Source organism: Micromonospora sp. NBC_01392 (assembly GCF_045040125.1).
Classification (GTDB): domain Bacteria; phylum Actinomycetota; class Actinomycetes; order Mycobacteriales; family Micromonosporaceae; genus Micromonospora.
The window spans coordinates 1387566-1400096 of record NZ_CP109549.1 but is presented as its reverse complement, the minus strand read 5'-3'; the positions used below and the strand labels follow the sequence as shown (position 1 = coordinate 1400096).

Below are 12531 nucleotides of genomic sequence, written 5' to 3'. Positions count from 1 at the left end.
CGGCCGGCTAGCTGGCGTCGACGGTGGCCGGCTCCGGTGCCGCGTGCCGCCCCCCATCATTCCGCCGCTCGTCGCCGTGCCCCGGCCACCACGCCTTGTGCCCGATCAGCCCGGTCAACGCCGGCACGAAGAACATCGACATGACGAACGCGGACAGCACGATCCCGATCGCCACCGCGAAGCCCATCTGCTGGAGGAACGAGATCGGCGCGAGCATCAGCACCCCGAACGTGCCGGCCAGGATCAGCCCGGCCGCGGCGATGGTCGGGCCGGCGTGTTCCACACCGATGGCGGCGGCCCGGTGTGGTTCGTGGCCCTCGCGGGCCTCCTCGCGGAGCCGGGCGATCATGAGGATGTTGTAGTCGGTGCCGATCGCCACCACGAACAGGTAGAGGATGATCGGGAGCTGGAACGTGACGCCGGGTTTGCCCTCCAGGCCCTGGAACAGGTAGACGGTCGCGCCCAGCGTGGCGGCGAAGTTGAGCAGCACGGCGATCACCAGGTAGACCGGCGCGACGAGACTGCGCAGCAGCAGCCCGAGGATGAGCGCGATCAGGGCGGCGGCGACCGGCAGGATCACCGACAGGTCGCGGTTGTTGGCGGAGTTGATGTCGGCGAAGAGCGCGGTCGGGCCGCCGACCAGCGCCTTCGTGCCCTGCGGGGCCCTGGCGTGCAGCGCGTCCCGCAGGTCGTCGCGGACCAGGCTGATCGCCTCGTTGGAGACCGGGTTCTCGTCGAGCAGCACGTTGATCCGGGCGACGCTCGGGTCGGTGGTGCTGCGCTCGGCCGGCTGCACCCGGGCCACGCCGGGCGCGTCGGCCGACGCGGCGGCGAACGCGTTCACCTGCTGGTCGGTGAGCGGGGTGCCGTTGCCGGTGGTCAGGTAGACCTCGGTGGGCGCGAGCGCGCCGGCGGCGAAGCCGCGCTGAAGGTCCTTGGCGGCGCGTGCCGACTCGGTGTCCTGCGGGAAGCCGGCGCTGAAGTCGTAGTCGGCCTGGTAGCTGAGCACGCCGGCGGCGAGCGCGACGAGCAGCGCGCCGGACGCGGCGGCCACCACGGCGGGTCGACGGCCGACGATCGTGCCGAGCCGCCGGGACAGCGTCGCCTTCGGTTGGCGCTGCCACGCCTTCGACGGCCAGAACACCCAGCGGCCGAGCAGCGACACGATCGCCGGGATCAGGGTCAGCGAGGTGACCAGCATGACGCCGACGGCGATGGCGAGCGCCGGGCCGAGCGAGCCGAAGAAGCCGAGCGAGGCGAGCAGCAGCACCAGGAACGCGACGATGACCGCGCCGGCGGCGGACGTGATGACCTCGCCGACCCGCTGCACCGAGACGATCATCGCGGTGCGTTTGTCGTCGCCGGCGCGCAGCCGTTCGCGGTAGCGGAACAGCAGGAACAGGATGTAGTCGGTGCCGATGCCGAACAGCACGATCAGCAGGATGGTCTGGAGGTCCTGACTGACGCTGAGGTCGAACGCCTTGCCGGCGGCGGCGACCAACCCGGTGGTGACGGACATGACCACGCTGATCACCACGACCGGCAGCAGCGCGGCGATCGGGCTGCGGAAGATGATCAGAATCAGCCCGATGATCAGGACGATGGTGGCGACGCCGACGATCGCGAACGCCGAATTGAACGTGTCCTCGTTGTCGACGAAGCTGGCCACGTCGCCGGCCACCCCGGCGGTCAGGCCGCTGCCGGCCAGGTCCGGCCCGAGCGCGGCGCGCAGGTCGCGTACGGCGTCGAGCAGTTTCGGGTCGCCCGGGTTCTCGGCGTCGAGACCGACGGAGATGATCTGCACGGACCGGTCCGGCGCGACGGCCGGCGGGCCGGTCAGGTAGCCGGAGGTCTGCGGGATGTCCCGCCCCTTGAGCGCGGCGGCGAGTTGCCCGATGCGCGCCTCGTCGGCGGCGCTGAGCGGCGTGCCGTCGCCGCGTTTGACCACGATGGTGGCGGTGGCGGTGGCCGCCTGCGGGAACGCCCTGGCGCCCAGCTCGGTGGCCCGCACCGACTCGTAGGAGCGCGGCAGGAAGCTCTCCTGGTCGGCCGAGGTGATGTCGCTCAACGACGGGCTGGTGACCACCACGGCGATCGCGGCGAGGACCCAGCCGCCGATCACCCACCACGCCTTGCCGACGACGAACCTGCCCAGTCGCTCGAACATTGTTTCCCCCGTGAGTTCGACTGTCTCGCCAGCATCCTACCGTCAGTGACCAATCCTTTTCGGACGGCACACGCCGTTGCGTCGATGAACGGCGTGCGAGGATCGGTGGATGAGCGTTCGGTGGCCCGGTCCGGGTGTCCTGGCGGCGTGGCTGCTGGCGACCGTGCCGGTCCCGCTGATCTTCTTCGAGTGGACCCACCGGTGGGAGGAGGACCCGCCGCTCACCGCCGCGCTGTGGTGGCCGGTGCTGGCGTCGCCGGTGCTCGCCGCCCTGGTCGCGGCCGGTCAGCCCCGCCGCCGCGGCGTCGCCGGTCCCGCGCTCGCGGTGGCCGTCGCCACGCCGGTCACGGCCGTGCTGCTGGGCGCGTCGCTGGCGTTCTTCCGCTGGGTGGTGCCACTGACCGGCGAGGCCCGCTGGGGGCGGGCGCTGCTCGGCGGCCTGGCGCTCGCGGTGGCCGGCGCGCTGACCGGGTACGCCGCCGGCGCGCATCTGCCCCGCCGGGACCGGCCGCCGTCGCGGCGCGGCTACCTGGTCGGCGCGCTCGCCGTCGTGTTCGGGGCGCTGCTGGCGCAGTCCGCGGTCCGGCTCGGCGCCGAGGGCAGCACGGTCGGGGAACCCCCGAGGGAGTACGGCGGCACGGGCCCCTACGCGACGTCGGCGGGGCGGGTCACGGTGCCGGCGCCCGGGGCGTACGCGATCTTCGGGGTCGGTTTCTCGCCGGCGGACCCGGACTGCCGGCTCACCGGCGCGGGCGCGGCGGTCCGGGTGGCGGAACCGGTCCGGGTGGCGCCCGGCGGCTACGGCGGCGACGCCGCCAGCTACGCCTGGGTCGCCTCGGTCCGGCTGCCGGCGGCCGGGGCGTGGACGCTGACCTGCCGCACGTCGGATCCGGAGGCGTCCTACGTGGTCGGCGACGAGCCGCGGATCCGGGGCGCGGTGGGCGCGATGATCCACTGGCCGGTGGGCGTGATCTGGCTGCTCGGCGCGCTGCCCGGCCTGCTCGTCGGCGCGGACACCGCCCGGCAACGGCGTGCCGCCCGGCGTACGGGCGGGAGTGCGGCGCCCGAACGCCCGGGAAGTGTCGTAGTGGGCTCGTAGCCTGGCGGGGTTCTCGACGATCGCAGGGAGGCGACGTGCTCGACCACTTCTCCGTAGCGGTGCGCGACCTGAAGGCCAGCGGCGCCTTCTACGACGCGGTCCTCGCCCCGCTGGGCGGCCGGCGGATCATGGAGCCGGGGCCGATCGGCTACGGCGTCGACACGCCCGACTTCTGGGTCGAGCCCGCGCCGGCCGACGCCGCCCCGGCGCCGCTGCACATCGCGTTCACCGCGCCCGACCGGGCGGCCGTGCAGGCGTTCCACGACGCGGCGGTGGCGGCCGGTGCCGAGGTGCTGCACGCGCCGAAGGTCTGGCCGGAATACCACGCCGCCTACTACGGCGCGTTCGTCCGCGACCCGGACGGCAACAACGTCGAGGCGGTCTGCCACCGGCCGGAGTGACCCGCCGGCCCGGCGGGAGGCAGGATGGACGGGTGGAGATCGAACCGGTCGAGCACGCGCCCGCACGCGCGATCCGTCGGGCCTGGCTGGCGCAACGCTGGCACGATCTCACGTTCCTGCACTGGGCGGTGCCGCCGGAGCGGGTCGCGCCGCTGCTGCCGGCCGGCACCCGTCCCGACACGCTCGACGGGCTCAGCTACGTCGGGCTGATCGGCTTCCGGATGGTCGGGCTGGGGTTCGGCCGAGGGCCGGGGGTGCCCTACTTCGGCACGTTCGCCGAGACCAACGTGCGGCTCTACTCGGTCGACGGCGCCGGCCGGCGGGCGGTGGTGTTCCGCTCGCTGGACGCGTCCCGGCTGGTGCCGGTGCTGGTCGCCCAGCTCAGCCTGCGCCTGCCCTACAAGTGGTCGGCGATGCGGCTGGAGCGGGCCGGCGACACGCTCACCTACCACTGCCGGCGGCGCTGGCCCGGCCCGGCCGGCGCGGCCAGCCGGATGACCGTCCGGGTCGGCGCGCCGATCCCCGAGCCGACGCCGCTGGAGCACTTCCTCACCGCGCGGTGGGGCCTGCACACCCGGGCGTACGGGCGCACCCGACACCTGCCGAACTGGCATCCGCGGTGGCCGCTGCACCGCGCCGAACTGCTGCACCTGGACGACGAGCTGGTCACCGCCGCCGGCCTGCCCGCGCCGGACGGGCCGCCGGTGAGCGTGCTGCACTCCCCCGGCGTCCCGGTCGTCTTCGGCGGCCCCACGTCGGTTCCCTGACCGCGTGCCGGCCGACGGTCAGCGCAGCGGGTCGTGGGTGCCGCGCGGCACGTCGGGGCGGCACCGGCGGACCCGGTCGGCGGCCATCCGGCCACCCACCGCGAGGCCGTGCCGTTCCACCGCGGCCAGCCCGTACGCGCTGCACGTCGGCGTGTAACGGCAGGTCCCCGGCCAGCGGTGCGACAGCCAGCGTCGATAGCCCAGGATGGCGGCCCGGCCGGCCCGGTCCACGGCCGGCGTCCGCACCAGGCCGGCGGTCACCGAGCCGAGCGTGAGCAGCGTCGAGAAGAGCCCCAGGTCGCAGCAGCCCGGGCCGTCACAGTCGAGCAGATCGCAGTCGCAGTCGCACCAGTCCCGGTGCTTTTTCTTCTTGTGGTGTCGCTTCCGCATGATCACGAGGCCATGATGCGACACCCCCGCCAGTCGCGGCTCAGCCGACCGGGGACGGGGCCGGTGAGTTCGGGTCCACGGGCAGCCGGAACCATGGCGTCGAGGGCGAACCCAGGAAGGAGCATCCGGTGCTGGATCGGCTCAACCAGGCCATGGACCACCTCGAAAAACGGCTCGACCAGCCGCTCGACGTGGCCGCGCTGGCCCGCGTCGCCTGCACGTCGGAGCACCACTTCCGGCGGCTCTTCTCGGCGCTGGCCGGGATGCCGCTGTCGGAGTACGTGCGCCGTCGCCGGCTCACGCTGGCCGGCGCCGACGTGCTCGCCGACCGGGAGTCGCTGCTCGACGTGGCGATCCGGTGGGGCTACGGGTCGAACGAGGCGTTCGCCCGCGCGTTCCGGTCCGTGCACGGCGTCGGCCCGGCGCAGGCACGGCGCACCGGTGCGGTGCTGCGGTCCCAGCCCCGGATGTCGTTCCGGCTCGTCGTCGAGGGCAGCAGCAGCATGGACTACCGGATCGTGGCCAAGGACGCCTGCCACCTCGCCGGCCGGAAGGCCCGGGTGCCGCTGGTCCACGAGGGGATGAACCCGCACATCGTGGCGTTCGTCAAGAGCGTGGACCCGACCACCGTACGCCGCATCGAGGCGCTGTCCGACCAGGAGCCGCACGGCATCGTCAACGTCAGCGACGACCTGGCCGGCTCCCGCGCGGAGGGCACCGAGCTGGACTACTGGCACGCGGTGGTGACCGGCGCCCCGGTGCCGGCGGACCTGGACACCCTGCCGGTGGCGGCCGGCGACTGGGCGGTCTTCCGCAGCTCCGGCGCGTTCCCGCAGGCGTTGCAGCACCTCTGGCGGGACGTGTTCACCCAGTGGTTCCCGTCCAACCCGTACGAGATCCGCCCCGGGCCGGAGATCTCCCGGGTGCGGATCGCCGAGGGCGGCGGCACCGCCGACGCGGAGTTGTGGATCCCGGTGCGCCGGGTCTAGCGTCGCGCCTCGGCGGCGGCCCGCGCCAGCGCGGCCGGCACGTCGAGTGCGTGGTAGGGGTGCTCGCTCGGCTCGATGCCGGCGAGGAACATCGCGTACCCGGCGGCCAGCCGCAGCGGCGCGACCGGTCGGAGCAGGTCGACCGCCCGGTGCGGGTCGCAACCGGGCGCGTCGGCCCGCCACCGGTCGGCCCACGCGTCGATCAGCCGGGCGGCGGCCGGCGCGGCCAGGCCCTCGGCCAGACGCAGGACGTCGAACGCGGGGTGGCCGACGAACGCGTCCGCCCAGTCGATGACGACGCGCCGGGTGCCGTCGCCGCGGACGTTGCCGGGGTGCAGGTCGCCGTGCACGAGCGTGTCGGGCAGCCCGCAGTCGCGGACCCGCCGCAGCCGCTCGTCGAGCCCGTCGAGCAGCTCCGCGGCGACCGACACGTCGTGCCCCGCCAGCCGCCTCCGGATCCACCCACCCAGCCGCACCCCCCGAAGGTCGGGTACGCCGTCCGCGACCAGCCGACCCACCGCCCCCACGGCTCGCACCTGCACCGCGTGGTGCACCACCGAGATGCCGGCCAGTTCCGCCTCCCCCGCCCCGTACCGGTCCTCCCCCCGCACGTGCTCCACCAGCACCCGTCCCTCCCCACCCACCGCCAGCACCCCCGGCCCGGCCCCGGCGTCGTTGATCAAGGAGTTCGCGTCGCCGGAGAGATCGACGGAGACACGAACTCCTTGATCGACCGGGGAGGCGAGGGAGGTGGGGGGCGGGAGGGTGGTCAGCCAGGTCAGGACGGCGGGTTCGTGGTGGGCGAACGGGGGGAGTTGTTTCAGCCAGGCCGGGCCCGGTGGGGTTTCCAGGCGCCAGATCGCGGAGAGGTTCCAGGTGCGCTGCTGCGCCACGGCGGTCACCGGGCGGCCGAGCCGGCGCAGCTCGTCGGTGGCCCAGGCCACGCTGCGGGCCGGGCCGCCGGGCTCCGCCCACGGCTGGCGCAGTGGGTGCGGTGCGAGGTCCACCACGACCGGCTCCAGGGGCATGCCGGGCACCGCGGCGGCGACCGAAGCCTCGGTGCGCTGGGCCAGGTAGCGGACGTGGCCGCCGGGTGGGTGCGGACGGTCGGCGTCGAGCAGCCGCAGCACGGCCACGCCGACGCCGTACCGGTGGCGGACGCCGTCGACGACGGAGGCGACCTGCTGCCACCACGGGTCCGGCACGTCGAACGGAGGCAGCGCGCCGAGCGGCCGGCCGGCGGCGTCGACCAGGACCACTGTCACGGTGCGGGACACGGCCGGACGCTAACCGAGCACCCCTACGGGATGCGAGCGGATTGATCCGGGCGCGGTGCGGGGCGGCTCCCGGATGTCCAGGCGACGGGCGGCGGACACGCTGGGGCAATGAGCCTTCTCGACTCCCGGACTCCTCCCGCGTACCGCTGGTTGCGGCCGGTCGCGGTGACCTCCGCGTTGCTGCTGCTCGGCTACGGGCTGCTGCGCCTGCTCGACCGCCTGGACGGGCACAGCGACAAGGGCGCCTGGGCGTGGAACACCGGGCACACCCTGTTCCTGCTCGGCGTGCTCGGGTTCGGCGCGCTGATCGTCGGGTTGCACGGCCTGCTGCGTACCCGGTCGGGCCGGCTGCGGACGCTCGACGACGTGGCCGCGGTGGCCGGCCTGGTCGGCACCGCCGCCTTCGTCTGGGTGATCCTGGGCGACCTGTTCCCGCGCTTCGCCGACGCGGTGGACACGCCCGGCGTGGTGCTGCTCGGCGGCCCGGTGCTGTTCGAGCTGGGCCTGCTGGTGCTGCTGTGCCGGGCGGCGGCGACGCGGCTGCTGCCGGGGTGGGCGCCGGTGCTGGTGCTGGTCGGGTTCGTGGCGATCGCGGTGAACCTGGACCTGCTGCCGGTCGGCGCCGCGCTGGTCCTGGCCGGCCTGCTACCGCTGCGCGCCCGGGGCGTTAAGCGGGGGCCCCGCCTATACCGGAAGCGTTAACAGGGGGCCCGGCCTTACACCTCAGCTGAAGAGGGGGCGGCGCGGGCCGCGGTGGTTGGCGCAGGCGTCGCGCTGGCCGCCGGTCCGGCTGATCGCGCCGTCCCGACACTGCACCAGCCAGCCGCGCCCGGACCAGAACCCGGGTACGCACTCGAACCAGTCGCAGACGCCGGCGGCCGGCTTGCGGATCCGGTCGCCGCCGCAGAAGTCGTACCCGAAGGGGTTCACCGGCGCGCCGCAGCGCCGTTCGGTGGCCGGCTGCGGGACGGTGTCGCGCGGCGACGCGGGCCGGGTGCGGCGCGGATCCGGGTCGGTGCTGGGCCGGACCTGGACGGCGGGGGCGACGACCGGCGGCGCGGGCGTGCCGGTGGCCGCCGGGGTGGCGGCGGCGGCGCGTTCCGACCCGGCCCGGGTGGGCGGGTTGGACTCGACGAGCATCGCCGGCACGGCCAACGCGAGCGCCGCGCCCACCGCGACGGTCCGCCGGCCGCCGGGCACCAGCGCGGAGGGCCGGGCCTGGCCCGGGGTGAGCACGGCCGGGCGCTGCGGGCGGGACTCCGCGTGCTCGTCGAGCAGTTCGTCCAGCTCGGCGACGACCGCGGCGCGCTGCTCGATCGCGTCGGCGAAGGCCAGCGTGAGCGTGAACCGGAAGTCGGCCGCCGCGCCGGTGGGCAGCAGCAGTCCCGAGGTACGCCGCCGGTCCAGCACCTGGATCAGGGTGACCGGCGCGGCCGGGTCGTGGGACAGCCCGGTCATCCGGCCGTACACCCAGTCGCGCCGCCCGCGCCCGCCGAGCAGCACCAGCCGCCGGTTGGTGAGCACGGCCAGCCCGGCGTCGACCACCCGCACCCCCTCGGGGCGGCGCGGGCGCAGCACCGACGGGTCGGGGTCGACGGTCAGCTCGGGCGCCGGCAGCACGGCGGTGTGCCGCACCTCGACCAGTTGCGCGGCCGGCAGCGTCCAGAAGACCACCTCGCCGGGGGCCAGCTCCATCGGCAGGCCCACGCCGGCCCGCACCGAGCCGTGAAAGGAAACCGCGAGCGTACGCAGGCGACGCAGTTCGTCGTCGCGGCGTCGCCACGCCTCGTCGGCCGCGCGGAAGGCCCGCTGTCGCCGCTCGTTCTGCCGGTGTGCCCACCGGTAACGCCATGTGGAACCCGTCGAATCAGTCATCGCCACGCCGACTCCTCCGCCGCGCGAGCCCACCATTCGGGGTGTCATCCGTATCAACGGCGAAGCAGGGGTACGAAGACACGCCAAAGTCACCAATTAGACCGATTGGCTGATTGACGGCTGCAATCGGCGGAAAACGCCGCGGCGATTCATGTTTCGTGTGGGTCCGCCTCCGGCGGCCCCGCTTCGCCATGCGGGCCGGTGGACACGTCGGTAACGTCAGCCGCAGGGCGGGGCGTCCGCGGCCCCCGGCGGCGAGTGGAGGTGCACCGGTGGGCGACCCGGCCGTCGTGGTGGGCGTGGACATCGGCACCACCAGCAGCAAGGCGGTCGCGTTCGACACCGACGGCCGGCAGTTGGCCAGCCACTCGATCGGCTACCCGCTGGAGGAGCCGCACCCGGGCTGGGCCGAGCAGGACCCGGACCTCATCTACCAGGCCGTCCTCGGCGTGATCCGCGCGGTCGTCGACGAGCTGGGCCGGCCGGTCGCCGGCCTGTCGTTCAGCACCGCGATGCACAGCCTGATCGGGCTGGACGCCGACGGCAACCCGCTCACCGCGTCGATCACCTGGGCCGACTCCCGGGCCAGCGCGCAGGCCGAACGGCTGCGGGCCGCACCGTCCGGGCTGGCCCTGCACCGGCGCACCGGCACGCCGGTGCACCCGATGGCGCCGCTGTCCAAGCTGGTCTGGTTCGCCGAGCAGGAGCCGAAGCTGCACGAGCGGGTGTCGCACTGGGCCGGCATCAAGGATCTCGTCCTGCGGCGGCTCGCCGAGGCGCTGGTCACCGACCACTCGGTCGCCTCCGCCACCGGCCTGATGGACATCCACCGGCTGGCCTGGGACACCGAGGCGCTACGCGTCGCCGGCATCACCGAGGAGCAGCTCCCCCAGCTCGTCCCCACCACGCACGTGCTGCCCGGGATGACCGCCGAGGCCGCCCGGGCCACCGGCCTGCCGGCGGACACCCCACTCGTGGTGGGCGCCGGCGACGGTCCGCTGGCCAACCTCGGGCTCGGCGCGGTCCGACCCGGCGTGGTGGCCTGCTCGATCGGCACCAGCGGCGCGATGCGGGTGATGGTGGAACGCCCCGGCGTGGACCCGCTGGGCGGCGTCTTCTGCTACGCGCTGACCGAGGACCGCTGGGTGGTCGGCGGCGCGATCAACAACGGCGGGATCGTGCTCCAGTGGGCCCACGACGCGCTCGCCCCGGAGCTGGGCGAGCACGCCGAGGAGGAACTGCTCGGCCTGGCCGCCCAGGCGCCGGTCGGCTCCGGCGGGCTGATCATGCTGCCGTACCTGCTCAGCGAGCGGGCGCCGCACTGGAGCGCGCTGCCGCGCGGCGCGTACGTCGGGTTGACCCACGGCCACGGCCGCGCCCACCTGGTACGGGCCGCGTTGGAGGGGGTCTGCCAGCAGCTCGCGCTGGTCCTGGCGTCGGTCCGGGCGGCCGGCAACGAGGTCCGCGAGGTCCGTGCCAGCGGCGGCTTCGCGCGCAGCCCGCTGTGGCGGCAGATCCTGGCCGACGCGTTGGGCATGCCGGTGCGCTTCCCGGCCGGGCACGAGGGTTCCGGGTTCGGCGCCGCACTGCTCGGCATGCAGGCGCTCGGCCTGATCCCCTCGGTCGAGGTCGCCGCCGACCTGGTCCGGATCGAGGAGACGGTCCGCCCCGATCCCGCCGCCGCCGCCACGTACGCGGCGCTGCTCCCACTCTTCTCCGAGCTGTACGACGCGCTCGTGCCGACGTTCGCGTCGCTGCGACGGCTGGCGCCGAGCCTGCCGCCGGAGCCACCACCCACCGCCCCACCCAAATGACCGAACAGAGGTCGTGATAGCCGTGGTCACACTGCTCGTCGCACCGGCGGAACCACTCACGAACGCCGGCAACACCCAACTCGTCGTCGCCGCGCTGCTCGGCATCGCGGCGGTGGTGCTGCTCATCGCCTGGGGCAAGGTGCACCCGTTCCTGGCGCTGATCCTCGGCGCGGCGGTGCTGGGCGTGGTCGCCGGCGTCTCCGCCGACAAGATCGTCACCTCGTTCAGCGGCGGCGTCGGCTCCACGGTCGGCGGCGTCGGCCTGTTGATCGCGCTCGGCGCGATGATCGGCGGCATGCTGGCCGAGTCGGGCGGGGCGGACAGCATCGTCGAACGGGTGGTGAGCCGGGTCTCCGGCGGCGCGCTGCCCTGGGCGATGGCCGGGGTCGCCGCGCTGATCGGCCTGCCGCTGTTCTTCGAGGTCGGCGTGGTGCTGCTGGTGCCGATCGTGCTGCTGGTCTCGCGCCGGGTCGACGTGCCGCTGATGAAGATCGGCATCCCGGCGCTGGCCGGCCTGTCGGTGCTGCACGGTCTGGTGCCGCCGCACCCGGGCCCGCTGGTCGCGATCGACGCGCTCGGCGCCAACCTCGGCCAGACGCTCGCGTTCGGCCTGCTGGTGGCGATCCCCACGGTGATCATCGCCGGCCCGGTGTTCGGCACCTTCATCTCCCGGTACGTGACGGCCACCGCGCCGGAGGCGCTGCTGCCCACCCGGCGTGACCTGGCGGTCGCCGGGGACCGCAGCCCCACCCGCCCCGGCGACGGGCGGGCCGACGCCGACGGCGACCTGGTCACCGAGGACGACCTGGTCAACCCCGGCGCCGGTCGTCCCGGCGCGTCGATCGACGAGCCGGCCGGGCCGCGGTCCCGCCGCGCGCCGGCGCTCTGGGCCGCCGTGGTCACCGTGCTGCTGCCGGTGGCGCTCATGCTGCTGCGCGCCATCGGCGAGCTGACCCTCGACGAGGACACCGCCGGCCGCAAGGCGCTGGACATCGCCGGCACCCCGATCGTCGCGCTGCTCGCCGGCGTCATCTTCGCCATGGTCTTCCTGGGCTACCGGAACGGCTTCAGCCGTACCCAGGTCTCGGGTTTCCTGGGTGGCTCGCTGCCGGCGATCGCCGGCATCCTGCTGATCGTCGCCGCCGGTGGCGGCTTCAAGCAGGTGCTGGTGGACGCCGGCGTGGGCAACCTGGTCGCGGACGCCGCCACCGGCGCCAACCTGTCGCCGCTGCTGCTCGGCTGGCTGGTCGCGGTCGGCATCCGGGTCGCCACCGGCTCGGCCACGGTCGCCACCATCACCGCCGCCGGCATCGTCGCGCCGCTGGCCGCCACGCTCCAGGGCCCCGAGGTGGCGCTGCTGGCGCTGGCGATCGGCTGCGGGTCGCTGTTCTTCTCGCACGTCAACGACGCCGGCTTCTGGCTGGTGAAGGAGTACTTCGGGCTGACCGTCGGGCAGACGATCAAGAGCTGGTCGGTGATGGAGACCATCATCTCGGTGGTCGGCTTCCTCGGCGTCCTCCTGCTCGACGTCTTCGTCTAGCCCCGGCTGCCCGGCTGCCCGGCTGCGACGAACGAGGATGCCTTCGCACCGCCTACGAACTTGATGGCGTGAATGGGTCGGCCAGTGCGCGGCCAACCGCAGCCGCCGTGCTGACCCATTCTTGCCATCAAGTTCGTAGGCGACCCGTGGCACAGTTTGACCCAGGCCAGCCCGGGCCACGAGCCCTGCTCAGGGCGCCTCGACGCCGAGGA

The 12531-nt window shown here is 74.4% G+C and carries 11 protein-coding genes; 7 read left to right on the top strand and 4 right to left on the bottom strand.

The features are described 5' to 3' along the window. Positions 1-7: 7 nt before the first annotated feature. Entirely contained in the window at positions 8-2167 is a 2160-nt protein-coding gene (locus tag OG767_RS06565; protein ID WP_405092602.1) for an MMPL family transporter, read from the bottom strand. Positions 2168-2276: 109 nt separating this feature from the next. Between OG767_RS06565 and OG767_RS06560 the strand changes: the two genes are divergently transcribed. From OG767_RS06560 to OG767_RS06550, 3 genes are read left to right on the top strand one after another with little or no spacing between them, the layout of a single operon-like run. Beyond that, on the top strand, positions 2277-3266 hold the full coding sequence (locus OG767_RS06560; protein WP_405092601.1) for a hypothetical protein: 990 nt from the start codon (positions 2277-2279) through the stop codon (positions 3264-3266). A 35-nt stretch (positions 3267-3301) separates the two neighbouring features. Then, on the top strand, positions 3302-3667 hold the full coding sequence (locus OG767_RS06555) for a VOC family protein (protein ID WP_405092600.1): 366 nt from the start codon (positions 3302-3304) through the stop codon (positions 3665-3667). A gap of 32 nt (positions 3668-3699) precedes the next feature. Further along, positions 3700-4434 carry a DUF2071 domain-containing protein gene (locus tag OG767_RS06550; protein ID WP_357302263.1) on the top strand — a complete coding sequence of 245 codons (735 nt, stop codon included), beginning with the start codon at positions 3700-3702 and terminating at the stop codon, positions 4432-4434. Positions 4435-4452: 18 nt separating this feature from the next. On the opposite strand, the gene yidD is transcribed toward OG767_RS06550, so the two are convergent. After that, entirely contained in the window at positions 4453-4824 is a 372-nt protein-coding gene (gene yidD / locus OG767_RS06545; RefSeq protein WP_281944185.1) for a membrane protein insertion efficiency factor YidD, read from the bottom strand. A gap of 128 nt (positions 4825-4952) precedes the next feature. Here yidD and OG767_RS06540 point away from each other — a divergent pair, with 128 nt between their 5' ends. After that, positions 4953-5813 (top strand): helix-turn-helix domain-containing protein, encoded by an 861-nt coding sequence (locus tag OG767_RS06540; protein WP_405092599.1) that lies wholly within the window; start codon positions 4953-4955, stop codon positions 5811-5813. On the opposite strand, the gene OG767_RS06535 is transcribed toward OG767_RS06540, so the two are convergent. After that, the gene (locus OG767_RS06535; protein WP_405092598.1) at positions 5810-7090 is read right to left on the bottom strand and encodes a phosphotransferase family protein; all 1281 of its coding nucleotides are present in this window, start codon (positions 7088-7090) and stop codon (positions 5810-5812) included. The two genes, OG767_RS06540 and OG767_RS06535, sit on opposite strands and share 4 nt — an antisense overlap. Before the next feature lie 108 nt (positions 7091-7198). Between OG767_RS06535 and OG767_RS06530 the strand changes: the two genes are divergently transcribed. After that, positions 7199-7792 carry a hypothetical protein gene (locus OG767_RS06530; protein WP_405092597.1) on the top strand — a complete coding sequence of 198 codons (594 nt, stop codon included), beginning with the start codon at positions 7199-7201 and terminating at the stop codon, positions 7790-7792. Between the two features lie 21 nt (positions 7793-7813). On the opposite strand, the gene OG767_RS06525 is transcribed toward OG767_RS06530, so the two are convergent. After that, positions 7814-8971, bottom strand: a complete 1158-nt coding sequence (locus OG767_RS06525) for a hypothetical protein (protein WP_405092596.1) — start codon at positions 8969-8971, stop codon at positions 7814-7816. Positions 8972-9237: 266 nt separating this feature from the next. Between OG767_RS06525 and OG767_RS06520 the strand changes: the two genes are divergently transcribed. Both OG767_RS06520 and OG767_RS06515 read left to right on the top strand, forming a co-directional pair. After that, positions 9238-10779, top strand: a complete 1542-nt coding sequence (locus tag OG767_RS06520; RefSeq protein ID WP_405092595.1) for a gluconokinase — start codon at positions 9238-9240, stop codon at positions 10777-10779. Positions 10780-10801: 22 nt separating this feature from the next. Beyond that, positions 10802-12319, top strand: a complete 1518-nt coding sequence (locus OG767_RS06515) for a GntP family permease (RefSeq protein ID WP_405092594.1) — start codon at positions 10802-10804, stop codon at positions 12317-12319. The last annotated feature ends 212 nt before the right edge of the window (positions 12320-12531 follow it).